Here is a 25,736-nt window from a genome sequence, read left to right on the forward strand (position 1 = left end):
CGTATGTGCCTGGGAATTCCCGGCCGGGTGATCCGGCTGCTCGAGGGCTACGGCGGCCAGCTGGCGCTCGTCGACGTCGTGGGTGAGAGCCGGCGGATCAACATCGGGTTGCTCGACGACGCAGGCCTCGAACCCGGCGACTGGGTGATCATCCACATGGGTTTCGCGATGGAACGGGTCGACGAGGCCGGCGCCGAACGTGCCCTGGCCGGACTGGAACTGATGGGCCGGGGCCCGGACCGGGATGATCCGCCGTGACGAGCGCCGTCGAGCGCCGCCGCGTGACCGTCCGGGGCGTGGTGCAGGGAGTCGGGTTCCGGCCGTTCGTGGCGGGCCTGGCCGCCGAACTGCGCCTCGCCGGGCACTGCGGGAACGACGACACCGGCGTGTTCGTCGAGATCGAAGGAACCACAAGCACTCTCGACGAGTTCGAGCGACGGCTGCGGGCCGATGCCCCGCCGCTCGCCGACGTTCTCGATCTGACATCGGTTCCGCGCATGCCCCGGGGCGACCGCGACTTCCGCATCGTGGACAGCCGCCGCATACCGGGACTGCGCACACTGATCCCGCCCGACGTCGCCACGTGTGAGGACTGCCTGCGGGAACTGAACGATCCCGCCGACCGCCGGTACCGGCATCCGTTCGTCAACTGCACCCACTGCGGCCCCCGGTACACGGTGATCACCGACCTGCCCTACGACCGCCCCGCCACGACGATGGCGGCGTTCCCGATGTGCCCGCGCTGCGCCCGCGAATACGCCGATCCGGCCGACCGGCGGTACCACGCCCAGCCGATCTGTTGCCCGGACTGCGGACCGCGGATCCACACCGAACGCGGCGGGGACCGCATCGACGGGGACGACGCGGTGCTGGCAGCGGTGCAGCGTGCCCTCGCGGCCGGGCAGATCGTGGCCGTCAAGGGTCTCGGCGGCTACCACCTGATGTGCGACGCCACCGACCCGGACGCGGTCCGGCGGCTGCGCGAACGCAAGCGGCGACCGGACAAGCCGTTCGCGGTGATGGCACCGGACGTCGCGACGGTCGCGTCGCAGTGTGTCCTGTTCCGGCAGGAGATCGAGGCACTGACCCGGCCCGCGCGCCCGATCGTGCTGCTGGAGAAACGGGCCGACACCGCGGTGGCGGACGAAGTCGCGCCGGGCCTCGGCGAACTCGGGGTGATGCTCGCGTACACCCCGCTGCACCACCTGCTGTTCATGCCTGTACCCGGACACCCGAATCCGGTGCCGCGCCTGCTGGTGATGACCTCCGGGAACGTCTCGGGCGAACCGCTGTGCACCGACGACGACGACGCCCGCACCCGACTCGGCGGCATCGCCGACCTTTTTCTCGTGCACAACCGGCCGATCGCGCTGCCCTGCGAGGATTCGGTGGTCGCGGTCGTCCACGGCGACCGGGAGTCGCCGATCCGGCGCTCGCGCGGCTACGCGCCGATGCCGGTGCTGCTCGATCGGCCGTCGCCGCCGGTCCTGGCGGTCGGCGCGGAACTGAAGAACACCTTCTGCCTGACCCGGCAGGAGTACGCGTTCTGTTCGGCGCACCTCGGGGACATGGGGTCGCTGGAAAGCCGGCGGGCGTTCGAAACGTCCGTCGATCAGCTGACCGCGCTGCACCGGGTCACCCCGGAACTCGTGGTGGCCGACGCCCACCCCGGGTACGCGACGCGGCAATGGGCCGAGCGCTACGCCGAGGAGCACGACATCGCGCTGCACATCGTCCAGCACCATCACGCGCACGTCGCGTCGCTGCTCACCGAGCACGGCAGGATCGGTTCGCCGGCACTCGGCATCGCGTTCGACGGCACCGGCTACGGCTGTGACCGGACGGTGTGGGGCGGAGAACTGCTGCTCGTCGGACCGGATCTGCTCGACATGCGCCGGGCCGGGCACCTACGGTCCTTCCTGCTGCCCGGCGGTGACGTCGCCGTGCGGACCCCTGCTCGGGTCGCGCTGGTGTTGCTGCGCGACGCCGGTCTCGGCGACCCCACGTCACCGCACCTGAACGATCTGCCGTGCGCCGGGGCTCTGACCGACGCGGAACGGGACCTGGTGGCCAGCCAGTTGACGTCCGGCATCGGCTGCGTGTGCACCACGAGCGTCGGGCGGCTGTTCGACGGAGTGGCGTCCCTGCTCGGGGTGCGTCATCGCATCACGTACGAGGGGCAGGCGGCCGTGGAACTCGAGGCGCTCGCGCGTACCGCCGCCGAGCCGGCGCCGGTGCGGATGACGGTGCACGGCACCGAACTGGACTGGACCGGGACGCTGCGCTGCCTGGTCGGGGGACTGCGGCTCGGGGTTCCGGCCGCGGATCTGGCACTGGGATTCCACCAGGGGCTCGCGACCGCGAGCGCGCGGCTCGCCGCACGGATCGCCACCGACGCCGGAATCACGACGATCGGGCTGACCGGAGGTGTCTTCCAGAATCGACTGCTCACCGAAGGTGTTCGAACTATCCTGCAAGACAGTGGGTTCGATGTCCTGACGCACAGTCGGGTGCCGTCGAACGACGGTGGGCTGTCGCTCGGGCAGGCCGCGATCGGCGCCACCCTGGCACGGCGGCTAGCCACCACTTCGGAACGGCGAGAAGCTGTTTCGGGACAATGGGCAGCAGACCCTGTGCAGACGGGACGTGGGCGATGACCTCGACGACACAGCAATCGAACCCGCCGATCGGTGAGAACCCGATCGGGGAGGAACTCGCCGCGGACCTGGCGACCGCGGCGCTCGGGCTGGCGCGACGATTCCACGCGGGCGCGACCCTGTGGGTGGTCTCGCCGCAATGGGAACCGCACGCCCACCACGTGGCCGTGGAATTCGTGCATCCGGTGATCATGGGCAAGCGGGCGCTGCCGGCGGTGTCGCTGGTCGAACCGGACCCGGTGGCCCAGTGCCGGGTCGCGGTGCGGCCGGGCGACGTGATCCTCGCCGTCGCGTCCGCGGACGAACCCGACGTCCTCGACATCGTGCGACGCGCCCCGGCGTGGGGCGCCGACACCATCTGGATCGGTGCCGGACCGCGCCCGCCCGCCGGGGCCGCCACGCACGTGCTGTGGGTCGATTCGAACGATCCGATGGTCTCGGCCACCGGCCGATTCGTGCTGATGTACCACCTGCTGTGGGAATTGACCCATGTCGTCTTCGAACATCCGGGGCTCCTCGAAGAAGACCACACCGACGCGGTGTGCGTGACGTGCAGCGACGAGGGCAGGCTCGCGGAGGTCGTCGCCCCGCCCGCCGCCGCCACCACCGCTGTCGTGCGAACCGCGGCCGGGGAGGAACAGGTCGACGTGTCGATCCTGGAATCCGTTGCGGTGCACGATCTTCTCGTCGTGCACGGGGGCGTTGCGCTCACCCGGCTCGACGCTTCTGCAGATCCGGCGGAGAGGTGACACCGTGAGCGAACCGGAGCAGACGAGTTTCCTGTATCCGTTCATCGACGCGGACGAACGCGACGCCGCGCCGCTGTTGCGCGACCTCGCCGCGTCCGCCCGCAGCAAGGCAGCGGAGAGCGCACGGTTGCAGCAGGCGTCGATCGACGAATGGGGACCGGCCCTCGAATCCGCGGGGGAGCGGATGGCCCGGTCCTTCGCGCGCGGCGGCCGGCTCTACACGTTCGGCAACGGCGGCAGCTCCACCGACGCCGCGACCCTCGCGTCCCTGTTCAGCCGGCCCGCCCGCGGTACCCCGGTGTCCGCCTGGTCCCTGGCCGCGGACCAGGCCGTGGTCACCGCCCTCGGCAACGACGTCGGTTTCGACCTGATCTTCTCGCGGCAGATCATCGCCCATGCCCGGCCGGTCGACGTCGCGATCGCGCTGTCCACCTCCGGAAACTCGGACGATCTCATGACGGCCCTCGCCGAGGCGAGATTCCGCGGCCTGCTCACCATCGGATTCGCCGGGCACGACGGCGGGCGGATGGCCGTCTCCGACGACCTCGACTACTGCTTCACGGTCCGCTCGCAGAGCATCCACCGCATCCAGGAGAGCCACGCCCTGCTCGGATACCGCCTGTGGGAGATTGCGCAGGATCGTCTCGCGCGCGACACGTCGACGACCGGAGGCGGGACGTGAGCACCGACGCGGATCGCGAGGACCGGGTACTGGAACGGATCGAGGCGTTCCGGCGCCGCCGGCCGCGTCTGCTCGACACGGTCGTCACCCTCTCCCACGGCGCCGGGGGCAAGGCGTCCGCGGCCCTGGTCGATGCGGTGTTCGTGGACGCGTTTCGCAACGCGGAACTCGAACAGCTCGGCGACGCCGCTGTCGTAGTGGCCACGGGGGAGCGCCTGGCGTTCTCCACCGATTCGTACGTCGTCAAACCCTTGCAGTTCCCGGGCGGGTCGATCGGGCACCTCGCGGTACACGGCACCGTCAACGACCTCGCCGTGTCCGGCGCGCGGCCGCGCTGGTTGTCGGCGGCGTTCGTGATCGAGGAGGGCTTCGAGATCGCCCGGCTGCGGGAGATCGTCGCCGACATGGCGACCGCGGCGTCGGGTGCGGGCGTCGACATCGTCACCGGGGACACCAAGGTCGTCGGCAAAGGTTCCGCGGACGGGCTCTACATCAGCACCGCGGGTGTGGGCGTGGTACCGGACGGCCGTCGTCTGGGCGCGGACCTGGTTCGGCCCGGCGACCGGGTCGTCGTCTCCGGTACGCTCGGCGACCACGGCATGGCGGTGCTGCTCGCGCGCGGCGAACTCGCGCTCGAGGCGGACATCGCGTCCGACACCGCTCCCGTGCACCGGATGGTGGAGGCGCTGCTCGCGGCGGCCCCGTCGACCCGGTGGATGCGCGACGCGACCCGCGGCGGCGTCGGCACCGTGTGCAACGAACTCGCGCAGGCCACCGGATTCGCGGTGGTACTCGACGAGGAGGCACTGCCCATCCGGCCGCAGGTGCTCGGCGCGTGCGACCTGCTCGGCATCGACCCGCTGTATGTGGCGAACGAGGGCAAGTTCGTGGCCGTGGTCGCCGAGGACGAGACCGACGCGGCGCTCGCCGCGCTGCGCGGGGAGGCCGGTGGCGAAGACGCCGCGGTCGTCGGCGAGATCCTCGCGGAACCGGAGGGCATCGTCGCGCTGCGTACCGCGTTCGGGGGCAGCCGGATCGTCGACATGCTCGTCGGTGACCCGCTGCCCCGCATCTGTTGACCGTGAGGAGAACTGTTGTGTGTCTGGGAATTCCGGGACGGATCGTGGACATCCTCGACGCCGACCAGGACCTCGCGAAGGTCGACGTCAACGGGGTGCAACGGGCGATCAGCATCCGGTTGCTCGCCGGCACCGGCCTGCAGGTCGGCGACTGGGTGCTGGTGCACGTCGGATTCGCGATGTCCCGCATCGACGAGGCGGAAGCGCGGATGACGCTCGACCAGGTGCGCCGGATGGGCGCCGACTACGTCAACGAGATCGAGGCGTTCACCAGTTCAGAGATCGACACGACGCCGAGATGACGGCGACGAGGGAAAGCGGGTTGGCACCATGAAATTCGTCGACGAGTTCCGGGACCCGGCTGCGGCCCGGGCGCTGGTCGCTGCGATCACCGATCTCGCCGCCGGGGACGAGTTCAAGTTCATGGAGGTGTGCGGCGGGCACACCCACACCATTTACCGGCACGGCATCGAACATCTGCTGCCGCCGTCGGTGGAATTGGTGCACGGACCGGGCTGTCCCGTCTGCGTCATCCCGATGGGCCGCATCGACGACGCGATGTGGCTGGCCGAGCAGGACGACGTGGTGTTCACGACGTTCGGGGACATGATGCGGGTGCCCGGATCGCGGGGCAACCTGCTCGAAGCGAAAGCACGCGGCGCCGATGTGCGGTTCGTGTATTCGCCGCTCGACGCGCTCAAGATCGCGGTCGACAGCCCGGACAAACAGGTGGTGTTCTTCGCGGTCGGGTTCGAGACCACGGCACCGTCCACCGCGGTGACCCTGGTGCGCGCGAAACAGCTGGGGCTGACGAACTTTTCGGTGTTCTGCAATCACGTCACGATCGTGCCGCCGATCAAGGCGATCCTCGAGTCGCCGGATCTGCGCCTGTCCGGGTTCCTCGGGCCGGGCCACGTGTCGACCGTAGTGGGCCTGCGCCCGTACCGTTTCGTGCCGGAGAAGTACGGAAAACCGATCGTGGTGGCGGGTTTCGAGCCCCTCGACATCCTCGCGTCGGTGCACATGCTGCTGCAGCAGATCCGGGACGGGCGATGCGAGGTCGAGAACCAGTACAGCCGGGTCGTGCGCAGCGAGGGCAACGGGCAGGCCCTGGCGCTGCTCGCGCAGACGTTCGCGCTGCGACCCCACTTCGAGTGGCGCGGGCTCGGATTCATCTCGCAGAGCGCGCTCGGAATTCACCCCGACTACGCCGAGTTCGACGCCGAGCAACGCTTCTCGATGCCCGGCGTGCGGGTGGCCGATCCGAAGGCCTGCCAGTGCGGTGAGGTGCTCAAAGGTGTGATCAAACCGTGGGAGTGCAAGGTGTTCGGGACCGCGTGCACACCCGAGACGCCGATCGGTACCTGCATGGTCTCACCCGAAGGGGCATGCGCCGCCTACTACAACTTCGGTCGTCTCCACCGGGAGACGGCGGCGCTGGTGGGGCAGCGCGGAAAGGCGTGACCGTGGCGGAAAGCGCAGTGGCCCAGGGATATCGGTTGTTCGCGCAGTATGCGCACGCGCCCAACGAACTCGGCTACTGCGGTCCGGCGAGTGCCGCCGCGCTCGAGAGTGCCGCGTGCGGTGGCGGGGATCCGGCGGTGGTGGCCGCCGCGGCCCGGCAGTTCAGCGGGGCCTGGCCGTATCAGCAACTGATCGCCGAGCAGTGCGGGATCGCCGATCCGCTCGACGAACGGGTGGTGCGCGCCTACTGGACCGGAAACGCACTCACCGATCGCGTCGACGCGGAGCGATTCGGTGGTGAACTGCTGAGCCGGTTCGGCGCGCGGGCCGGTCACTACTGGTCGCACCTGACGGAGAACTTGCTATCCGAGGTGACCGCGACCCACGCGTTCCACGTGTTCGGGGTGTACCCGTGGTCGCGGCTGCTGGGTACCGGGATGCCGGAGCCGCTCCGGATCCTCGATTCGTGCCGGATCGGGTGGGGGACCGTGCTGGAGGTGTCCGACGACGACGCCGTCGTGAACCTGCGGCGACTCGAATTCGACGGTGCCCGGCTGGCTCTCGGAGCCGAGACCGCCCGCCGCATCGGCCGGCGTACCGCCTCCGGCGTGTTCGTGCCCGGCCTGCGCGTGGGGGATCGGGTGGCGCTGCACTGGGATTTCGTGTGCGACAGGCTTACTGCGGAGGAGACCGACCGGCTGGAGTCGTGGACCGTGCGGCAGCTCGGGCACACCAATCGCCGGCTCGCCGCCGCCCGGTGAGATGCTCAACCGCGTCGCTGCGGCACGGAGAAGCCCCACGGCAGTTCGAGCCGGTGCGCCGCGAGCAGCGTGTCGTCGGTGAGGATCTCGTCGATCGGTCCGTCCGCGACGATCCGGCCGCCGTCCAGAATCACCGCGCGGGTACACAATTGCGCCGCATAAGGAAGGTCGTGCGTGACCAGCAGCAGCGTCGCGTCGAGCCGGGTGAGGACCTCCGCGAGTTCGCGGCGCGCCACCGGATCGAGGTTCGCGGACGGTTCGTCGAGCACCAGAACCTCGGGTCTGCACGACAGCACGGTCGCCAGAGCGACACGTCGCCGCTGCCCGCCCGACAGGTGCGCGGTGTCGCGGTCCGCGTGCTCGGTCATGTCGACCGCGGCGAGAGCCTCCTGGACCCGCTCGTCGAGCTCCGGCGGACGGACCCCGAAATTCGCCGGACCGAACGCCACGTCCTGGGCGACGGTGGGCATGAACAGCTGGTCGTCGGGATCCTGGAACACCAGGCCGACGGCGCGCCGGACATCGCGGAGGGTGTCGCGGCCGATCGTCCGTCCGCCGATCGCGACCGTTCCCTCGGTGGGGGTGAGCACGCCGTTGAGATGCAGCATGAGGGTCGTCTTGCCCGCACCGTTGGGACCGAGCACCGCGACGCGCTCGCCCGCCGCGACGGTCAGGTCGATGCCGTGCAGGGCGCGCCGGCCGTCGGGATAGGAGTAGCCGACGCCGGCCAGGTGGACCGCGGGTGTGCCGGTCACGTCGTGACCCACGCCGTCGCGCACACGAGCACGGCGCCCGCGGTCGGTGCCAGTGCCCGCAGCCAGTCCGCGGAGCGCGCGGGATCTCCGAAAGCCGGGACGGTTCCCGAGAATCCCCGCGACAGCATGGCCAGGTGCACCCGTTCGCCGCGCTCGTAGGCGCGCAGGAACAGACCACCGACCCCGCGCGCGGTCGCACCGATACGCCGCAGCGTGCGCGGATCGTCGCCGCGGGACAGCCGTGCGATGTGCATCCGGTGCGCCTCGTCGGCGAGCAGATCCGCGTACCGGATCATCAGCACGACGATGGTGGTGATCGATCCCGGTACATGAAGTCGCGCAAGAGCTCCCGGCAACTCCCGCACCGCCGTGGTCGCGGCGAGTGTCAGCGACACGAGCACGCCCAGGGTCCCCTTGGCGAGGATCCCCCACGCGGCATACAGGCCGGGAACCGACAGGGAAACCCCGGCCACCACCACACGTTCACCGGCCTCGGCGAACGGCAGCAACACCGCCAGCACCACGAACGGAAGTTCGATGAGCATCCGCGGAGCCAGCCACGAGAGCCGGATCCCCGCGACCGTCCACACGGCGGCGAGCAACGCCAGGTACGCGCCGAACGCCCACATCGCCTCGCGCGGGGTGGCGACGACGACGAACACGAACGTCACCGCCGCAACGATCTTCACCTCCGCCGGCAACCGGTGCACCGGCGAGGTACCCGGCAGGTGGAGTCGTGTCGCCGCGGTCGCACCGCTCACGGTTTCGCCGATTCTCCGGGTGCGCGGCGCCGGCCGAGGAATCGGAACAGACCGCCGGCGGCGACCGCGACGACGACCACGCCGGCGATGCCCGCGAGCCCGGTCGAGAACTCCCGGCCGCCGACCGCGTAGTCGGCCAGTGGGCTGCCGGACAGGGTGTGATCGGTGGCGGTGGTCGCCATGCACTCGCCGGTCACGCGCTCGGTCCCGTCGACCTCGACGACCTCGCACCCGCGCAGGGTCGTCGAGTCGAGGCCGTCGGGGCTGGAACTCGCGAGGTAGGAAAGCGCCCCGGCGATCAGCACGGTGACCGCGGCGAGGGCGAGCAGTAGGCGGCGCCGGCTCATGCCGCCACATCCGACGCGGGCGCGGGGGCGGGTCGCGGCGCGGTGCGCAGGAGATACACCAGATCGGGCCGGGCCCTGGCGACCGCGGCCACCGTCGCGGCGGTGACGATTCCCTCTCCGACGCCGATCAATACGTGGGTGCCGAGCAGATAGGCGGCCACGGTCCCGAGCGAGGTGGTCGAGGCGCCGCCGATCGCGTACTCGAGCAGGAACCCGGCCGACGCCGCGACCACGGCGGCCAGTGCCGCCGTGAACGACACGACCGCCAGGCCCCGCCCACGGGTGCGGCCGCGGAGGAGGGGACGCAGCGCGACCGCGATGCCGTAGCCGGTCGCCACGCCGATCAGCGCGATGTTCGTGATGTTCGCGCCGAGGGCGCTGAGACCCCCGTCTGCGAACAACAGGGCCTGGACGATCAGCACGATCGCGAGGCACAGCGCGCCGGTGTACGGGCCGACGAGGATCGCGGCGAGCGCGCCACCGAGGACGTGTCCGCTCACGCCGGGAAGGATCGGGAAGTTCACCATCTGCAGGGCGAACACGAACGCGGCGACCAAACCCGCCATGGGAGCGGTCCGCTCGTCGAGTTCGGTCCGTGCCCGCCACAGCGCGATGGCGAGCCCGGCGGCCGCCACTGCACCGAAGAGGAGGGAGGTCGGGGCGTTGATGAGGCCGTCGCTCATGTGCATCGCTACGACATCCATCACCGAATCGTACCGTCTCATATGAACAGTTGCTCAAGTGTTGGGTGCGGTCCGGACACGGAGTTGCAACGTCGAACCGAGTCCGGACCGTGCGTCAGCCGATCGCCGGAACCACCGTGGCGGGATCCTCGTCGGTCGCGGCGGCCAGTGCCGGGACGGTGACGTCGAGCAGATACGGCAGGCTCAGCGGGCTCGCGAAGCCCAATGCGGCGGGCGCATCGGTTCCGAACTCGCCCAGGTAGACGGTGCGGTCGTTCTTCACGACGTCGAGCGCCGCGAACAGGGGATCGGCGGTGAGCTGTTCCTTCGTCGCGCCGAGAACGATCAGATTCTGCTGGTCGAGCAGGTCGAGGCGCTCCGGGCCCACCGCGCCGACCTCTGCGGGGGTGACGAACCCGAGGTCGGTGAAGAAGCGGTTGCGCGGGTCGTCGGCCTCGAGAATGTAGAAGCCACCGTCGAGGACCATCGCCACGGCGGCGGTCCGTCCCGCGAACTGCGGGTTGGCGGCGGTGGCGTCGGCGAAGTCGGCGCGCACCGACTCCAGAAGCTGCTGTGCCTCGTTGCTCTTGCCGAGCGACCGGCCGATCGTGGTGAGCTGGTCCTCCCAGGAGGCGGGACCGCCGCCGGAGCCGCGCAGCTCGCCGACGGTCGGCGCGATGGAGGACACCGTCTCGTAGTCGTCCTCCTCGAGCAGCGAATACGTCCCGACGAGCAGGTCCGGCGCGGCCTCGGCGAGCTTCTCGAAGTCGAGTTCCATGCCGCCGACCTCGGGCAGCTGTGCGGCCTCGGGGTACCGGTCGGCCCAGGGCCGCTGCCGGTAGTCGTAGCCGGTGAACTCACGGGTGGCGACCGGGGTGCTGCCGAGCGCGAGCACGAAGTCCAGGTCGTTGAAGCCGATCGTCACCACCCGCCCGGGTGCCGCGGCGATCGTCGTCGACCCGTAGGCGTGCTCGACCGTCACCGGGAACGCGCCGTCGCCCTCTGCGACCGAGGTGGTGCTGTCGTCGTCGGAACCGCACGCGACCAGGGCGGATACGGTCGCCAGCGCGAGCGTGGTGACGAAAATCGGACGCAGTCGGGGCATTCCCATGGTGACGAACCCTTCGTAGAACTTAGTCGAACCTAACCTACGAATCGGGGTGCGGTTCCCGGGGGTGAATCGATTTCGGGATTTAGAGAGTGGGCGACCTCTTTTCTGGCTATCGTGAGCGAACTCGAGGAGGAGGGGACTCATGAGTGAACCGTTCGACGTGATCGTGCGCGGCGGCCTGTGGTTCGACGGGACCGGCGCCCCCGGCGTCGTCCGCGACCTCGGCATCCGCGGTGGAGTCGTGGTGACGGAGAGCGTCGAACCGTTGCCCGCCGGCCCGGACACCGAGGTCGTCGATGCGCGCGGCCGGTGGGTGATGCCCGGATTCATCGACGCGCACACCCACTACGACGCCGAGGTGCTCGTCGCGCCGGGACTGTCCGAGTCGGTGCGGCACGGCGTCACGACCGTCCTGATGGGCAACTGCTCGCTGTCGACGGTGTTCGTGCCGCCGGTCGACGCTGCAGACCTGTTCAGCCGTGTCGAGGCGCTGCCTCGCGATCACGTGCTCGCCGCACTCGAGACCGCGAAGAACTGGACGTCGCCGAAGGAGTACATCGCGGCGATCGACGCGCTGCCCCTCGGTCCGAACGTCGCCGCGTTCATCGGTCATTCGGACGTGCGCGCCGCCGTGATGGGACTGGGCCGCTCCACCGACTCGGTCAACAAGCCGACCCGCGAAGAACTCGTCGCCATCGACACCGCCGTCGGCAAGGCCCTCGACGCGGGCTTCCTCGGGGTCTCCACCATGACGAACCCATGGGACAAGATCGACGGAGACCGCTACCGGTCCCGGACACTGCCGTCCACCCACGCTTCGTGGTCGGAATTCCGCCGGCTGCATCGGATCCTGCGTCGCCGCGGCCGGGTGTTGCAGGCCGTACCCAACCTCAACACCAAGTACGACGTGGCGTTCTTCGCGCTCGCGAGCACCGGCCTCGGCCGTCGCCCCATGAAGGCCTCGGTCCTCGCCGCTGCGGACACCAAGGCCGAACGGTGGGTGCACCGCATCTTCGGTCCGATCGCGAAGGCCGCCAACAAGTTCGGACGCGGTGCGTTCCGCTGGCAGCACCTGCCCACCACCTTCGAGGTGCACTCCGACGGAATCGACCTCGTCGTCTTCGAGGAGTTCGGATCCGGCCGCGCCGCACTGCATCTCAGGGAGGAGATGGGTCGCAACGACCTGCTGCGCGACGAGTCCTACCGCCGGTGGTTCCGGCAGGACTTCGAGAAGAAGTTCTCCCCGCGCGTGTGGCACCGCGACTTCGACGACACCGACATCGTGGCCTGCCCCGACGAGTCCCTCGTGGGCCGCTCGATCGGCGACGTCGCGCGCGAACGCAAGCTGCATCCGGTCGACGTGTTCCTCGATCTCGTCGTCGAACACGGCCGGGAATTCCGCTGGCACACCGTCATCGCCAACGACCGGCCGGAGGTGCTGAACCGCCTGATCAACACCCCGGGCGTCACGGTCGGGTTCTCCGACGCCGGTGCGCACCTGCGCAACATGGCGTTCTACAACTACGGGATCCGCATGCTGCGCCGCATCCACGACTTCGCCGACCGCGGCAAGCCGGTGATGCCCCTCGAGGCGGCCGTCCACAAGCTCACCGGGGAACTCGGCGACTTCTACGGAATCGACGCCGGGCACCTGCGCGTCGGCGACCGCGCCGACCTCGTCGTCGTCGATCCCGCCGGTCTGGACGAGTCGACCGAGCGTTACCACGAGGAACCCATGCCCGAGTTCGGTGGCCTGCGCCGGATGGTGAACCGCAACGACGCCGCCGTCACCGCGACGGTCGTCGCCGGACGGGTCGTCTTCCGCGACGGCGAGTTCGTCCCCGGCTACGGAACCACCGTCGGCACCGGCCGTTTCCTGCGCGCCGGCGTCGACGAACGCGGGCCCGCCCCGGCGCGCGGGCGCGTCTCCGAGCACGTCGACGTCGGATGACCTCCGCGGTCCGTCCACGCACCCAGCAGGAACGCCGGGAAGCGACGATCGGGCGCATCCTGGACGCGACGGTCGCCGCGCTCGGCGAGGTCGGCTACACCGCGACCACCATCGCCGAGGTGTGCAGTCGGTCCGGGGTGTCCTCCGGTGGGGTGTTCCGGCACTTCCCGACCCGGCTGGACTTGATGGTCGCGGCCGCCGACGAGGTGCGCAAACGGCAGTTCGAGAAGTACCGGGAGGGCCTCGCGCGGCTCGGCGTGATCGACCGGAGCTACGAATCGGTCCTCGCAAGCCTGCAATTGGTGCGCTCCGCGTGCCGCGCCCCGATCAACGCGGCCTGGTACGAACTGCTCGGCGCGGCCCGCACCGACCCGGCGCTGCGTGAACGTCTCGAACCGCTGGCTGCGCGCTACCACGCCGAGATCGCGGAATTCGCTGCCGCGCTGCCGGTGGCGGCCCGATTCGACCCACAGGTGTTCACCACGATCGTGTTCTCGATCGTGCACATGCTCGACGGTGAGGCGATGTCCGCGGTCGTGCATCCCCAGCCGGATCAGGAGGATCTGCGGCTCGAACAGATCGCCCGCGCGCTGACCGGAGTCGCGCCGGGCCGGGGCGCCGAGCATGAACCAGGAAAATAACTGCGTGTCAACGGTTTTCGTGCGCGAGGGACTGTCCTCTTTCAGGCTCGGTCGAACCACGTCACCTGCGCACCGTTGCTGAACTCCCGGCGCCGCGTAGCCGTGAACTGCGTCGGCGCGAAGTTCCCGGACAGTGCCGGGAGACCGGCGCCGGCGAGCACCGGATAGCTCTTGAATATCAGCCGATCGATCTCGCCGATGAGCTGCCCGGCGAGATTGCTACCGCCGCAGAGCCAGATGTCGAGGCCCTCTTGCGCTTTCAGTTTCCTGATCAGTTCGACCGGGTCGCTGTCGACGACGTCGATTCGTGGATGGTCCACCGGTGCGAGGGTGCGCGAGAAGACGTACTGCTTCAGGTGGTCGTACGGGCTGACCACTCCCTCCGCGAGTGCTGGTTCGTAGGCGCCGCGGCCCATCACCACGGTGTCCCAGGTCCGGTTCGGCGTATCGGTCGGCATGCCGACGAGTTCGCGAACGTGAGTCGGGACGGATTCCGGGTACGTCTCGCTGATCCAGGACGACATGTCGTCGCACATCGGATAGAAGTCGAATTCGCCGTCGGGGCCGGCGATGTAGCCGTCGAGGGAGACGGCCACGTAGTAGACGAGCTTTCGCACAGAAACCACCTCGTCCGTAGTACTATGTTTGAAGTGGTTTGAACGTAGTACTACGAATGGAGTGGTGTCAAGTGGTTCGCGCGAATCCCGAGCGTCGCCAGGCTCTGCTGGACGCATCGATCGAGGTACTCGCCCGGGACGGCGCCCGCGGGCTGACATTCCGCGCGGTGGACAAGGAAGCGGGGGTGCCGGCGGGAACCGCGTCGAACTACTTCTCCAATCGCGACGAGCTGCTCGTCCAGGTGGGACACCGCTACTACGAGAGGCTGATCCCCGGGGAGGACGTCGTGGCGCAGTCGCGGCAGAGGCAGACCCGCGAGTCCATGACCGAATTGATGACCGAAGTGGTCGAACGCGTCACCGGCTTCCGAAGCGGATATCTCGCCGTCCTCGAACTCCGGCTCGAAGCGACACGGCGACCCGAACTGCAGGCCCTGCTCACCGAGCGGGTGCGAGCCGACCTCGACTTCAACGTGGCCAACTACCGGGAATCCGGATTGCCCGGGGGCGAGGACGCCGTCGTGCTGCTGTACCTCGCCCTGAACTGGCTGATCCTGGACCGCCTCACGCTCCCGGGGATCTTCGACGAGAAGCGCGCCGCCGAGTTGGTGCGAACCGCCGTCGAACGCGCGATACCCGCTGACGCGTGAGGTGAAAGGTGGCCCGAATGTTGGTGAACGTCACACCTCGCTTAAGTTCGAGTGATGAGCAATGAGAACGGTGCCGCTCCGCAATGGTTCGTCGACGCCCTCGCCGCTCCCGTCGAAACCGGGAAATGCACGGTCTCGGGCGCGACGATCTCCTATCGAGCCTGGGGTGATCCGGGACAGGCAGGCATCGTCCTCGTCCACGGCGGTATGGCCCATTCGGGCTGGTGGGACCACATCGGACCGCAGCTCGCCGAGTCCCGGCGCGTCGTCGCGCTGGATCTGAGCGGACACGGCGACAGCGACCACCGCGACCACTACGGCCTCGAAACCTGGACGGAAGAGGTGCTCGCCGCCGCGGAAGCCGGCGGGATCGTCGGACCGCCCGTCCTGGTCGGGCACAGCATGGGCGGCATCGTGTCGTTCGCGGCGTCGCACCGGATGGGGGAGCGTCTCGCCGGAGTCGTCATCCTCGACTCGCCGATCCGCGATCTCACCCCCGAGGAACTCGAGATGCGCATGAAGGCGGCGAGGCCGGCGGGCCCACCGAAGGTGTACCCGACCGTCGAGGATGCGGTCGCGCGCTTCCGGCTCGTGCCGCCGCAGGAGCACGCCGAGCCGTACGTGTTCGACCACATCGCCCGCGGCTCCCTGAAGCCCGTCGAGGGCGGGTACACCTGGAAGTTCGACGGCATGCGGATCGGCCGGGAGACGCGGAGCAGTCTCGAGGAGATGACCCCGCGCTGCCCGGTCGTGTACTTCCGCAGCGAGCACGGCATCGTCGACGACGCCCTGTACGCCCAGCTACGGGACTTGTTCGGTCCCGACGCGCTGATGACCGTACTGCCCGCGGCCGGCCACCATCCGATGTTCGACCAGCCGCTCTCCGTCGTCACGGCGGTGCGCACCGTGCTCGCCACATGGAAGCGGTAGCCGGGGACCCCGCCCGCCGCGTGAGAACACGGGAACCTCGGTCAGAGGGACTTGGCGGAGTCGCCGTCCTCGACCGGGATCGGCCGGCGACGCTCGCGCAGCAGGTGGCGGGCGGCCCAGTCCAGGCAGAAACCGAGCGCACCGATCACCACGATCACGGCCATCACCTGGTCGTAGGCGAGCTGATCGCGGGCGTTGAGGATCTGGTAGCCGAGTCCGGACCGGACCCCGAGCATCTCGGCCGGCACGAGCACCACCCACGCGATGCCGAGGGCGACGCGCAGACCGGTCTGCACCTGTCCGCGGATCGCGGGCAGCACCACCGATCGCAACTGTTCGAGGTGGGTGGCGCCGAACGACCGGGCGACGAGCAGATGCCCCGGATCGATGCCGTGGACGCCGGCGGCGGTATTGATGACGATCGGCCACACCGCCGCGGCAGCGATCAGGAAGAACACCGGCTGATGTCCGATCCCGAACAGAGCCACCGCGATCGGAGCCCACGACAGCGGTGAGATCATCCGCAGGAACTGCACCACCGGCATCGACGCCCGCTCGACGACCGGGTTCAGTCCGATGAGCAGCCCGAGCGGGATCCCGACCACCGCGGCGATCAGCAGTCCCACCAGCAGTCGCCACATACTCGCCGCGATATCCGGCAGCAGAACTCCGCGGGAGAGCAGATCCCCGAGGGCGGGCACCACGTGCTGCGGTGCGAATTCCCGGACCAGCGAATCGGATCCGGCTACGACGGTGGTGAGCAGCCACCACACGAACACAGCGACGACGATCGCTGCGAACGGTGGCCACCACGCGCCCTGACGCGGACGGACGGGGGCGCGGGAACCGAGCGCGGTGGTGCTCACGAAGGATCGACCTCCTCGATACGGGTGAGATCTGCGGGCAGACCGAACGCGGCGGTGCCGTCCACCCGGACCAGGGAGGTCCGCACGAAGCGGTCGTCGACCAGGTCGGCGTGCACGGTTGCGGGATCGAGACGCGACAGGAAACGGGTGTCGCCGTCGACGACCGTGTCATGCATGGCCAGCGCCAGCGCCTCGGTGAAACTCGGGAAGGGGAACGGCTGATAGCCGATCCGCTGAGGATGCCACTGCGGGTGCCGGATGGTTCCCGGCGGCTCGGGATAGGTGAGCGCCCGGGTCACCGCGGGCAGTGGCTGCGGCAGATATCCGGCGGTCAGGGCTTCCGCGGCGGCGCGGCGGTCGGTACCGATCCGCAGCTGCGCGGTCACGAGAGAATCCGAAACCTGCTGCACTACCGTGGGATTGCGGTCGATGAGGTCCTCGTGCACGAGCAGCGCGCAGCACGCGTGCTCGCGCCACACGTCACCGAGGAACCGATGGATGCGGCCGATCCCGCGCAGGTCGGCGGCGGCGTTGAACGGGTCCGCGACGGTGAACGCGGCGATCGAGCCGTTCGCGAGCGCCGGGATCATGTCGGACGGGCTCATCACCACCAGCTCCACGGTGCCGCCCGACCGCGACGCGGACTGCCGGATCACCGGGCGCAGGCCGTGGGCGCGCAGCATCTGCTGGACCGTGATGTTGTGGATGGACCACCAGAACGGGATCGCCACCTGGTGGCCCGCGAGCTGCCCCAGTTCGGTGATGTGCGGGGCGACGGTGAGCGCGGATCCGTTGGTGTGGTTCCAGCCCAGGACCCGCACTGCGCTGCCCAGCGAATACCGCAGCTGCAACGCCATCGGCATGAGCAGGTGGACCACGTCGACCTGGCGGGTGACGAACGCTTCCGCGAGTGAGGCCCAGCTGCGGAACAGCACGGGGCGGACGTCGTCGACGACGCCCGGGGCGAACAGCCCGGCGTAATGTGCCACGAGCAGGGGAGCGGCGTCGGTGATCGGCAGGTAGCCGATGCGCAGTCGGCCGCTGGTGTTCGTGCGGTCCGTGCTCGCGGCCCGGCCCAGGTCGAGGAGGCCTGCGACGCCACCCGCGGCGGCGAGACCGACGGCGCTGCGCAGCAGCGTCCGTCGGCCGATGTTCGTGCTCATGCGGTTTCGAGTGCGGTGTCGCGGTAGCGGGCGAGGATCTCGGTGCGCAGCCGCTGCCGTTCGGATTCGGTGATTCCGTCGTGGTCCAGGTGCCACTGCTGTTGCACCCGGCCGCCGGACCCCAGCAGGGCGATGCGGTCGGCGAGACCCAGCGCCTCGTCGATGTCGTGGGTGACCAGGACGGTGGTGAAGCCCAGGTCGCGGGCGAGCCCACTCAGCCAGTCCTGCAGATCCGCGCGGATCGCGGGGTCGAGCGCGCTGAACGGCTCGTCGAGCAGCAGCAGCCGTGGCCGCACCGCGACGGCCCTGACCACCGCGACCCGTTGTGCCTGACCGCCGGAGAGCTGGTCCGGGTAGTAACCGGCGAGACCCGCGAGACCGAACGTGTCGAGCAGTTCGTCGGCGTACGCGGCGTCGAAAAGGTCGCGATGGGCGGCGAAACGTCCACCGAATGCGACGTTCTCACGAACCGTGAGCCACGGCATCAGGAGCGGCTGCTGGAAGACCACACCGGTGTGCGGGCGGGCCGCGTCGTCGGATTCGGGCCAGGTGACCGCTCCTCGGTCGAGGCGGTCGAGACCGGCGACGATGCGCAGCAACGTGGACTTGCCGCTACCGCTGCTGCCGAGCACCACCAGGAACTCGCCGGTGTCGATGTCGAGGTCGACCCCATCGAGAACGGGTACGCTGCGGCCGGGAAAACTCTTGTAGCCCTGAACTACTCGTACTGCGAGAGTTCCCACCGAAGCTGTCCTTCCGACGGCGATTGAATGGGCAGGAAGGCCGCTTCGCGGAAGCGGCGATTGGTGGCGCTCGCGGACGCGTAGCCGGCGCCGCCGCGTAACGTCGACTCGAGCCGCGTCGCCTCGACCGCGACGAAGGAACCGTCGAGGCGCAGCCGCAGCAGGTCGGCCGGGGCCACGGATGCCGGAGCGCCGGCGTACTCGTAGAGGCGGTCGCGGAGGTTGTCGTAGCGGTCCCGCAGAGCGTGGTACTCGTCGACGAACAGTGCACCGAGTCCGGTGGTGCGCGAGCAGGATTCGTCGAGCGCGGCGCGGGAGATCCCGACGCAGAAGGAGGTCTGCAACAGCAGGAAGGTGGGACGGATGGCGCCGCAGAACGATCGGAGTTCGTCGGTGACGATCTGATCGTGCGGGACGTGCACCCGGTCGAACGTCAGGGAGGTCGATGCGGTCGCGCCGAGGGCGAGCAGGTCCGGCCGCGGATCGATGCGGATGCCGGGGCTGTCGGCACGGACCGCGGCGACGACTCCGCTGCCGTCTGCCGTGCGCGCCGGGAAGACGATGAGCGCATCGTCGAATACGTTGGACGCCCAGTGAATCGGGCCCGACACGACCAGCCCGTCGTCGGTGCGTTCCGCAACGAGTGTCAGATCACCCAGGCCGGCAAGGTGTTTCATTGCCGCAGCCATGGCAGTGACACCGACCCGCCGACCCGCGCACAGGTCGTCGCGGAACCTCGCGCGCAGCGTCGCCGGCGCGCGGTCGATGTACTCGAGGGCCATCCGCTGTGCCCACAGGGAGAAACCGACCGCGAGCGATTCGGCTGCGACGTCCTCGATGACCGCGACCATGTCCCGTAGTTCGCCGCCGTCGAGTCCGCCGGTGAGAAGACCCGATTCGCCGATACGGGCGAGATCGGTCCGGGTGTCGGTTTCCCCGCGATCCAGCGCGGCAGCGCGATCGCGCACGAATTCAGCGATCGCCCGGCGCTGTTGCTCGTCGGTTCGTTCCATGGCCGCGGTCATCGGGTTCCTACCCTTCGAGGGAGTGGATGCGGTCGATCGGAGTGCTGACGGCCTCGCGGGCGCGAACGACCGCGGCTTCGTCGGGAGCGTTGTAGAAGCACAGGCACTTGTCCATGTCCTCGCGGACGTAGGTGCGCAGGAAGCTCACTTCGGGAACGTTCGCGTACTTGGGGGAGTTGGCCTTCTTGCGGGCCAGGTAGGTGTCCATGTCGATGGTGTCCGGGATGTCCCACTCGACGAGATAACCGGCCTCGGGACGCGCTGCCTTGATGTCCGCGAGATCCGCACCGACCAGACGAACTTCGTTGGGGCCCACGATCTCTGCGACATCGAGCTGGGCGGCTTCGAGCTGGGCTGCGCGGCAGGCGCCGAACTCGGCGATCGCGAAGACACGTGAGCCGCCGGTGGTGACCTGCGATTCGATGAGTTCGCCGCCGGCGGCGGCGACCTCGGCGTCGAACGCCTTGATCGCGGCGTCGGCCTGGCCTTCTGCGGGCACGAGTTCGTACAGGTACAGGGACATGAGGCACCTTCCGGTGAAACGGGGATGGGGTGTGTCGCTGCGCCGGCACCCGGGCACGGTCGACGTGCGTCAGGGCCCGAGAACGGGCGGGGCTTCGCCGGTCAGCGGTGAATGTGACAACACGCGGCGCCGGCCACGCGCACGAGGTCCACGTGCAGGCGGCGGGTCAGCTGGCGGTGGGTCACGAGGCTCACCGTACATGTAGACAGACCGATCTGTCTATTGCGAGGGTCGGTTAGGCTCGAAGGCGTGACAGTCTCCATCCACACCGAGTCGAACACCGGCCGGAACACCCGCACCGGCAAGCCCGGTCCTGCCGAAAGACTCCTGGAGACGGCGATGGCGCTCTTCTCGGAGCACGGCATCCGGGCCGTCGGCATCGACCGCATCCTCGCCGAATCGGGGGTGGCACGCGCGAGCCTGTACTCGTCCTACGGATCGAAGGACGCGCTGGTGCTCGCCTACCTGGAACGGCTCGATGGCCGGGACCGTGCCCGGTGGGAAGGTGCGGTCGCCGGTGTGCAGGATCCGATCGTCAAGATCCTCACCTTCTTCGACCTGGCACTCGCGTCGGCGCCGTCGAAGGGTTATCGAGGCTGCCAATACTCCAATGCCGCAACGGAATTCCCGGAGGAGTCGTTTCCGCCGGTGGTTGCGCATCGGGAGTGGCTGCGGCGCACGCTGGTCGAACTCCTCACGGCGGCCGGCATCGCCGAACCGGATGACCTCGCCCTGCGGATCCGATTGATCTACGACGGCGCGCTCGCCGGCTCGAAACTCGAGCACAGCGACGCGCCGCTGCGACTGGGGCGCGAAATGGTCGCGGAGATGGTCGGTGCCGCCCCCGCTACTGCGGGGTGAGAGTGCTGCGCCATTTCTCGTAGGCGACCTGCTCGGCCGCGCGCCGCTGCTTGACCCGGTCGTTCTCGAGGTCGCCCGGCAGACCGTTCTTCTCGAGCCGGCGCGCGCGGTTGTGTGCCATGTACGCGACGGAGAAGAACAGGGACAGCATCACGCCGAGTCCCGCCGTGCTCAGGCGGAGCCAGATCGGCCCGGGGAGCAGTAGGAAGGCCGCATAGAGCGGGAGGAACGGGATCTGGCTGCGGATCATGTGGCGCAGGACGGCGTGGTCGCCGATCAGGTCGTTGCGGACCCATTCACGCATCGAGGCGGGTAGGGGGCGTCCGAAGGCGTAGGCGGTCCACTGGAGAGGGCCGGGTCGAGTGCGCATCTGCCGTTTCGCTTCCTCGTGTGTCGTCACGATCGGTCGAGATCGAGCGTACACATATAAGTAGTGCACTAACTAATCGTGCGGTACAAATCTCTCCGATCGCCGGAATGCGGGAATGGGACGAGTCCTGTACGGCCACAGGAACCTGTTCTATATTGCGACCATGTACGAGTGGTCCGACACCGACCTCATGTTCCGCGACGCTCTCCGCGGCTTCATCGAGAAGGAAATCCGCCCCCACGTCGATGAACTCGAGAGCGGTGCGATGCCGCCGTACGACATCATCCGCAAGATGTTCGCGGCGTTCGGCATCGACGAGATGGCCCGGGAATCGCTGGCGAAAGCCCTGGCCCGCGAGGAAGCGGGGGAGAGCGGGCCCGCCAAGTCCGGCGGGATGGGCGGTTCGCCCGGAATGGCGGCACTGCTCAACATCGAGATCGCCGGTGTCAGCCTCGGTCTCGTCGCGTCGATGGGCGTGAGCCTCGGCCTGACCGCCGGCACCATCCGCAGTCGCGGCACCCTCGCCCAGAAGAAGCGCTGGCTGCCGGAACTGGTCACCATGGAGAAGGTCGGCGCCTGGGCGATCACCGAACCGGACTCCGGCTCCGACGCGTTCGGTGGCATGAAGTCGACCGTGCGCCGCGACGGTGAGGACTACATCCTCAACGGCCAGAAGACGTTCATCACCAACGGCCCCTACGCCGACGTCATCATCGTCTACGCGAAGCTCGACGAGGGTGACGCGGCCGTCGATCGGCGGGATCGCAAGGTCCTCGCGTTCGTGCTCGACAAGGGCATGGAGGGGCTGACGCAGAGCGCCCCGTTCAAGAAGATGGGCATGAACTCCTCGCCCACCGGCGAACTGTTCTTCGACAACGTCCGCATCACCCGCGACCGGCTGCTCGGCGAAACCGAAGAGGGCGGCAAGAGCGACGGCAAGGACAGTGCGAAGGAATCGTTCGCAGCCGAACGGATCGGCATCGCCTATCTCTCGCTCGGCATCATCGAGCAGTGCCTGAAGCTGTGCACCGCGTACGCCAAGTCCCGGAAGCTGTGGGGCCGGGAGATCGCGCAGTTCCAGCTCATCCAGCTCAAGCTGGCCGAGATGGAGGTCGCGCGCATCAACGTGCAGAACATGGTGTTCAGCGCGATCGAACGCGCCACGGCCGGCAAGCCGGTGAGCCTGTCGGAGGCGTCGGCGATGAAGTTGTACTCCTCGCGTGCCGCGACCGAGGTGGCGATGGAAGCGGTGCAGTTGTTCGGCGGCAACGGCTACATGGCCGAGTACCGCGTCGAGCAGCTCGCGCGCGACGCCAAGTCGTTGATGATCTATGCGGGAAGCAACGAGATCCAGGTGACGCACATCGCGAAGGGCCTGCTCGCCGAATAGTTTCGCCGCAGAGAAAATCTGCACTGCGACTGCCGAATCAGTTAATGTCATCCGGCATGAGTGAGATTATGCCGTTCGCGGCGACGGTCGACCCCGATCTCGCCGCGGTCCTGGCGCAGCTACCCGACCTGCGCCTCGAGAATCTGGACGAGGCTCGCCGCACCTTCGACGCGTTGATGTCCGAGCTCGGTCCCGCGGACACCTCGGGCGTCACCGTCGAGGAGTGGCTGATCCCCGGTGCGCCCGGTGGTCCGGAGATTCCGGTCCGGCTGTTCGTGCCGGACGCTTGTCCGGACGGAAACTTCGGATCCCGGGCGGTCGTGCTCGAAATCCATGGCGGCGGCTTCGTGCTCGGTTCGGCCGCGCAGAGCGACGCACTGAACTCGGTGATCGCGCGGCGCACCGGGGCGGTCGTCGTCTCCGTCGACTATCGGCTCGCCCCCGAACATCCGTATCCGGCCGCCGTCGACGACTGCTACGCCGCGCTGACCTGGATCGCTTCGAGCGCAACGCATCTCGACATCGATCCGGACCGGATCGTCCTGGTCGGCGATTCCGCGGGCGCAGGCCTGGCCGCCAGCGTCGCTCTGCGCGCCCGGGACCTCGACGGCCCGCCGATCGTGCTGCAGGTTCTGCTCGAGCCCGAACTCGACGACCGGCTCCAGACCGCCTCGATGCGCAGCGGCGCCGACACCCCGGTGTGGGACAACACCAAGGCGGCGCTGAGCTGGCGTCACTACCTGGGCGAACAGCCGCCCACCGGGGATGCGGTGCCGGCGCGGCAACAGGATCTGTCGGGGCTGCCGCCCACCTACATCACCGTCAACGAACTCGATCCGCTGCGCGACGAAGGACTCGAATACGCCCAGCGGCTCCTGCACGCCGGCGTCCGCGTGGAACTGCACCTCTGGCCCGGCACTTTCCACGGATTTTCTCTGGTTCGCGGAGCAGCGGTAACCCGTCGCGCAACCGCCTCCTTGTGTGATTCGATCATTCGCGCCACTGTGCGGACTGCGGTGCTCGAGACCGACTAGAACGAAGACTTGGGGGGATTCGATGGGGGTTGTCAGCGGAAGTACGCCGGCCGTGCGAGTGATTCCGGCGCGCGAAATCGGAGCACCGGTCGACGGTGCCGCCGGACGGGTCGACGCGCCGCCCGTCGTGGACGGGCGCCTGGCACGGGGCGAGCGGACCCGCCGCGCGATCGTCGAAGCGCACATCTCGCTGATCGGCGCGGGTGAACTCTCGCCGACCGGGGCGCAGATCGCGGACCGGGCCGGGGTATCGCTCCGGTCTCTGTGGGGGAATTTCAACGACCTCGAGACCCTGTTCGCAGCGACGGGAGCCGAGGTGCTGCGTCGCCAGAATGCGATGATCGAGCCGATCGACGCGGACCTGCCGCTGGAGGAACGGATCGAGGCCTATTGCCGGCAGCGTGCCCGGATTCTCGAGTTCGTCGCACCCTTCGCCCGCTCGTCGGAGCTCCGGGCGCCGTTCTCCCGCGAACTGCAGCGCAACCGGGTGCGGTACCTGCGCGGTGTGAGTTCGGAGATCGAGGCGTTGTTCGCCCATGAACTGGCCGGATGCGATGTCACCGGCCGGAGAGAGGTGCTGCAGGCGCTGGGCATCGCCGTCACCTGGCCGACCTGGGTGTCGCTACGTGACGTGTCGCGGCTGTCCATTCCCGAGGCGACGTCGGTGATGACGCGGATGGTTACCGCGCTGCTGACATCGGACTGATCACACAGCGTCCGGCCCCGGTCGGAACGCCGTTACCGGGCCGGCCGGTGTAGTGGGTCGAGTCGTCTTGCAGGGTTCCCGTCACCCAGAGCGGCTTTCCTTCAAATATGCTGCACCCCAGTTGTATTCGTGCAGCTTGGCTATGGGACGGCCAGGGATGCGGTCGCCGGGCGCGCTCCTGGAACGGCGGCCTATTGACACTTCGAGTGTTGTCGCTCACAATCGGAATCATCGAAGTTGACATGACTGTCACGTCACGATGAGACCCCTGGAGGAAGACCATGCCCGTTCCTGCGATGCGTGAGCTCGGCGAGAAGGTGCGCAACTGGGGGCGGTGGGGTGCCGACGACGAGCGCGGTACGACGAACCTCATCACCCCGGAACGCCTGGTCGCGGCGGCAAAGCTGATTCGTACGGGTGAGATCTTCGAGTTGGGGATCCCCCTCGACGGCGACGGGCCTCAGCCCGGCGGCGCCCGCATCAACCCGATCCGCCTCATGTCCGAGAACGGCCAGGAGCAGGTTCTGCCCGGCGGATTCAAGTGGGCCGACGACTATGTGTTCATGCCGCTGCAGGCCGGATCGCAGTACGACGCCCTCTCGCACGTCCAGTACGACGAGAAGATCTACAACGGTCATCCCGGCGCCGGCATCACGGTCAAGGGTGCCGACAAGTGCGGCATCCACACGCAGTCCAGGGGCATCGCAGGCCGCGGCGTCCTCCTCGACATCGCCCGCCACCGCGGTGTCGACTGGCTGGAGGCGGGAACCGCGATCGGACCGGACGAACTCGACGCGGTCGCCCGATCTCAGCAGGTGGAGGTCGGACCGGGTGACATCCTGCTCATCCGGACCGGTTGGCATGCAAAGTTTCTCGCCGAGCGCGACCCGGCGTCGTACATGGCGGGGGAACCCGGTCTGTCGCTGGGCTGCGCGCAGTGGCTCCGCGACCGCGACGTCGCCGTGGTCGGCGCGGACAACTGGGCCGTCGAGGTCATGCCGGGGGAGAACCCGGGCGCGTTGTTCGAACTGCACATGGTGCTCATCCGCGACATGGGCATGACGCTCGCCGAGATGCTCAACTTCGAGGAGCTCGCCGCGGCATGCGCGGCCGACGGCGTCTACGACTTCTTCTACGCGGGACCGCCCCTGCAGTTCACCCGTGGAGTCGGATCGCCGATCAATCCGCTCGCCATCCGCTGAGCGCCGCGGTCGCTC

General features: G+C 68.8%; 30 protein-coding genes. 17 read left to right on the forward strand and 13 right to left on the reverse strand.

The genetic code is table 11. The annotated features are described in order from the left end of the window. Nucleotides 1–3: 3 nt before the first annotated feature. The 8 genes from ACN675_RS11600 to ACN675_RS11635 are packed head-to-tail and all read left to right on the forward strand — an operon-like array spanning nt 4 to nt 7,392. Nucleotides 4–258, forward strand: a complete 255-nt coding sequence (locus ACN675_RS11600; RefSeq protein WP_420751004.1) for a HypC/HybG/HupF family hydrogenase formation chaperone — start codon at nt 4–6, stop codon at nt 256–258. Beyond that, nucleotides 255–2,657 (forward strand): carbamoyltransferase HypF, encoded by a 2,403-nt coding sequence (gene hypF, locus ACN675_RS11605; RefSeq protein WP_420751005.1) that lies wholly within the window; start codon nt 255–257, stop codon nt 2,655–2,657. The genes ACN675_RS11600 and hypF overlap by 4 nt, the downstream gene beginning before the upstream one ends. Next, nucleotides 2,654–3,406 (forward strand): hydrogenase assembly protein HupF, encoded by a 753-nt coding sequence (locus tag ACN675_RS11610; RefSeq protein WP_420751006.1) that lies wholly within the window; start codon nt 2,654–2,656, stop codon nt 3,404–3,406. Before hypF ends, ACN675_RS11610 begins: the two co-directional genes overlap by 4 nt. A gap of 4 nt (nt 3,407–3,410) precedes the next feature. Continuing rightward, a complete protein-coding gene (locus ACN675_RS11615) occupies nt 3,411–4,088 on the forward strand; it encodes a D-sedoheptulose-7-phosphate isomerase (protein WP_420751007.1) in 678 nt (225 codons plus the stop codon). Continuing rightward, nucleotides 4,085–5,167, forward strand: a complete 1,083-nt coding sequence (hypE, locus tag ACN675_RS11620) for a hydrogenase expression/formation protein HypE (protein WP_420751008.1) — start codon at nt 4,085–4,087, stop codon at nt 5,165–5,167. The genes ACN675_RS11615 and hypE overlap by 4 nt, the downstream gene beginning before the upstream one ends. A 17-nt stretch (nt 5,168–5,184) precedes the next feature. Then, nucleotides 5,185–5,469: a HypC/HybG/HupF family hydrogenase formation chaperone gene (locus ACN675_RS11625; protein WP_420751009.1), complete on the forward strand. Its 285-nt coding sequence runs from the start codon at nt 5,185–5,187 to the stop codon at nt 5,467–5,469. Nucleotides 5,470–5,497: 28 nt separating this feature from the next. After that, complete coding sequence (gene hypD / locus ACN675_RS11630) at nt 5,498–6,631, forward strand: hydrogenase formation protein HypD (protein ID WP_420751010.1); 1,134 nt, start codon at nt 5,498–5,500, stop codon at nt 6,629–6,631. 2 nt (nt 6,632–6,633) lie between these two features. Then, nucleotides 6,634–7,392 carry a DUF6390 family protein gene (locus ACN675_RS11635; RefSeq protein WP_420751011.1) on the forward strand — a complete coding sequence of 253 codons (759 nt, stop codon included), beginning with the start codon at nt 6,634–6,636 and terminating at the stop codon, nt 7,390–7,392. Between the two features lie 5 nt (nt 7,393–7,397). Here the strand turns inward: ACN675_RS11635 and ACN675_RS11640 are convergent, their stop codons facing one another. The 5 genes from ACN675_RS11640 to ACN675_RS11660 form a co-directional block, all read right to left on the reverse strand. Further along, the gene (locus tag ACN675_RS11640; protein WP_420751012.1) at nt 7,398–8,147 is read right to left on the reverse strand and encodes an energy-coupling factor ABC transporter ATP-binding protein; all 750 of its coding nucleotides are present in this window, start codon (nt 8,145–8,147) and stop codon (nt 7,398–7,400) included. Further along, nucleotides 8,144–8,908 (reverse strand): cobalt ECF transporter T component CbiQ, encoded by a 765-nt coding sequence (cbiQ, locus tag ACN675_RS11645; RefSeq protein ID WP_420751013.1) that lies wholly within the window; start codon nt 8,906–8,908, stop codon nt 8,144–8,146. The genes ACN675_RS11640 and cbiQ overlap by 4 nt, the downstream gene beginning before the upstream one ends. Continuing rightward, nucleotides 8,905–9,255, reverse strand: coding sequence for a PDGLE domain-containing protein (locus ACN675_RS11650; RefSeq protein WP_420751014.1), 351 nt, complete (start codon nt 9,253–9,255; stop codon nt 8,905–8,907). Before ACN675_RS11650 ends, cbiQ begins: the two co-directional genes overlap by 4 nt. Beyond that, complete coding sequence (locus ACN675_RS11655) at nt 9,252–9,959, reverse strand: energy-coupling factor ABC transporter permease (RefSeq protein WP_420751015.1); 708 nt, start codon at nt 9,957–9,959, stop codon at nt 9,252–9,254. The genes ACN675_RS11650 and ACN675_RS11655 overlap by 4 nt, the downstream gene beginning before the upstream one ends. Nucleotides 9,960–10,053: 94 nt before the next feature. Continuing rightward, complete coding sequence (locus ACN675_RS11660) at nt 10,054–11,049, reverse strand: ABC transporter substrate-binding protein (RefSeq protein WP_420751016.1); 996 nt, start codon at nt 11,047–11,049, stop codon at nt 10,054–10,056. Nucleotides 11,050–11,191: 142 nt separating this feature from the next. Here ACN675_RS11660 and ACN675_RS11665 point away from each other — a divergent pair, with 142 nt between their 5' ends. Next, on the forward strand, nt 11,192–13,000 hold the full coding sequence (locus tag ACN675_RS11665) for an N-acyl-D-amino-acid deacylase family protein (RefSeq protein ID WP_420751017.1): 1,809 nt from the start codon (nt 11,192–11,194) through the stop codon (nt 12,998–13,000). Continuing rightward, complete coding sequence (locus ACN675_RS11670) at nt 12,997–13,641, forward strand: TetR/AcrR family transcriptional regulator (RefSeq protein WP_420751018.1); 645 nt, start codon at nt 12,997–12,999, stop codon at nt 13,639–13,641. The genes ACN675_RS11665 and ACN675_RS11670 overlap by 4 nt, the downstream gene beginning before the upstream one ends. A 41-nt stretch (nt 13,642–13,682) precedes the next feature. Here the strand turns inward: ACN675_RS11670 and ACN675_RS11675 are convergent, their stop codons facing one another. Further along, nucleotides 13,683–14,258, reverse strand: coding sequence for a dihydrofolate reductase family protein (locus ACN675_RS11675; RefSeq protein ID WP_420751042.1), 576 nt, complete (start codon nt 14,256–14,258; stop codon nt 13,683–13,685). 71 nt (nt 14,259–14,329) lie between these two features. On the opposite strand from ACN675_RS11675, the gene ACN675_RS11680 reads away from it, so the two are divergent. Then, on the forward strand, nt 14,330–14,908 hold the full coding sequence (locus tag ACN675_RS11680; protein ID WP_420751019.1) for a TetR/AcrR family transcriptional regulator: 579 nt from the start codon (nt 14,330–14,332) through the stop codon (nt 14,906–14,908). Between the two features lie 54 nt (nt 14,909–14,962). Continuing rightward, nucleotides 14,963–15,838, forward strand: coding sequence for an alpha/beta fold hydrolase (locus ACN675_RS11685; protein ID WP_420751020.1), 876 nt, complete (start codon nt 14,963–14,965; stop codon nt 15,836–15,838). Between the two features lie 41 nt (nt 15,839–15,879). Here the strand turns inward: ACN675_RS11685 and ACN675_RS11690 are convergent, their stop codons facing one another. The 6 genes from ACN675_RS11690 to ACN675_RS11715 all read right to left on the reverse strand — a co-directional run bounded on the left by ACN675_RS11690 (nt 15,880) and on the right by ACN675_RS11715 (nt 20,547). Continuing rightward, nucleotides 15,880–16,704, reverse strand: a complete 825-nt coding sequence (locus ACN675_RS11690) for an ABC transporter permease (protein ID WP_420751021.1) — start codon at nt 16,702–16,704, stop codon at nt 15,880–15,882. After that, complete coding sequence (locus ACN675_RS11695) at nt 16,701–17,867, reverse strand: ABC transporter substrate-binding protein (RefSeq protein ID WP_420751022.1); 1,167 nt, start codon at nt 17,865–17,867, stop codon at nt 16,701–16,703. The genes ACN675_RS11690 and ACN675_RS11695 overlap by 4 nt, the downstream gene beginning before the upstream one ends. Then, on the reverse strand, nt 17,864–18,610 hold the full coding sequence (locus tag ACN675_RS11700; protein ID WP_420751023.1) for an ABC transporter ATP-binding protein: 747 nt from the start codon (nt 18,608–18,610) through the stop codon (nt 17,864–17,866). The genes ACN675_RS11695 and ACN675_RS11700 overlap by 4 nt, the downstream gene beginning before the upstream one ends. Next, complete coding sequence (locus tag ACN675_RS11705; protein WP_420751024.1) at nt 18,586–19,635, reverse strand: acyl-CoA dehydrogenase; 1,050 nt, start codon at nt 19,633–19,635, stop codon at nt 18,586–18,588. Before ACN675_RS11705 ends, ACN675_RS11700 begins: the two co-directional genes overlap by 25 nt. Before the next feature lie 7 nt (nt 19,636–19,642). Next, nucleotides 19,643–20,158, reverse strand: coding sequence for a DUF4242 domain-containing protein (locus ACN675_RS11710; protein ID WP_420751025.1), 516 nt, complete (start codon nt 20,156–20,158; stop codon nt 19,643–19,645). Nucleotides 20,159–20,259: 101 nt separating this feature from the next. After that, on the reverse strand, nt 20,260–20,547 hold the full coding sequence (locus tag ACN675_RS11715) for a putative leader peptide (protein ID WP_420751026.1): 288 nt from the start codon (nt 20,545–20,547) through the stop codon (nt 20,260–20,262). Between ACN675_RS11715 and ACN675_RS11720 the strand changes: the two genes are divergently transcribed. Further along, nucleotides 20,498–21,019, forward strand: a complete 522-nt coding sequence (locus tag ACN675_RS11720; protein WP_420751027.1) for a TetR/AcrR family transcriptional regulator — start codon at nt 20,498–20,500, stop codon at nt 21,017–21,019. The two genes, ACN675_RS11715 and ACN675_RS11720, sit on opposite strands and share 50 nt — an antisense overlap. Here ACN675_RS11720 and ACN675_RS11725 read toward each other — a convergent pair. Further along, nucleotides 21,006–21,389: a DUF5313 family protein gene (locus tag ACN675_RS11725; protein WP_420751028.1), complete on the reverse strand. Its 384-nt coding sequence runs from the start codon at nt 21,387–21,389 to the stop codon at nt 21,006–21,008. The two genes, ACN675_RS11720 and ACN675_RS11725, sit on opposite strands and share 14 nt — an antisense overlap. A 163-nt stretch (nt 21,390–21,552) precedes the next feature. On the opposite strand from ACN675_RS11725, the gene ACN675_RS11730 reads away from it, so the two are divergent. The 4 genes from ACN675_RS11730 to ACN675_RS11745 all read left to right on the forward strand — a co-directional run bounded on the left by ACN675_RS11730 (nt 21,553) and on the right by ACN675_RS11745 (nt 25,721). Beyond that, nucleotides 21,553–22,779 carry an acyl-CoA dehydrogenase family protein gene (locus ACN675_RS11730; protein ID WP_420751029.1) on the forward strand — a complete coding sequence of 409 codons (1,227 nt, stop codon included), beginning with the start codon at nt 21,553–21,555 and terminating at the stop codon, nt 22,777–22,779. 56 nt (nt 22,780–22,835) lie between these two features. Further along, nucleotides 22,836–23,813, forward strand: coding sequence for an alpha/beta hydrolase (locus ACN675_RS11735; RefSeq protein WP_420751030.1), 978 nt, complete (start codon nt 22,836–22,838; stop codon nt 23,811–23,813). A gap of 52 nt (nt 23,814–23,865) precedes the next feature. Then, nucleotides 23,866–24,519 carry a TetR/AcrR family transcriptional regulator gene (locus ACN675_RS11740; protein ID WP_420751031.1) on the forward strand — a complete coding sequence of 218 codons (654 nt, stop codon included), beginning with the start codon at nt 23,866–23,868 and terminating at the stop codon, nt 24,517–24,519. Nucleotides 24,520–24,800: 281 nt separating this feature from the next. Beyond that, a complete protein-coding gene (locus tag ACN675_RS11745; RefSeq protein ID WP_420751032.1) occupies nt 24,801–25,721 on the forward strand; it encodes a cyclase family protein in 921 nt (306 codons plus the stop codon). Nucleotides 25,722–25,736: the final 15 nt, after the last annotated feature.

The organism is Rhodococcus sp. O3 (assembly GCF_048897285.1).
Classification (GTDB): Bacteria; Actinomycetota; Actinomycetes; order Mycobacteriales; family Mycobacteriaceae; genus Rhodococcus.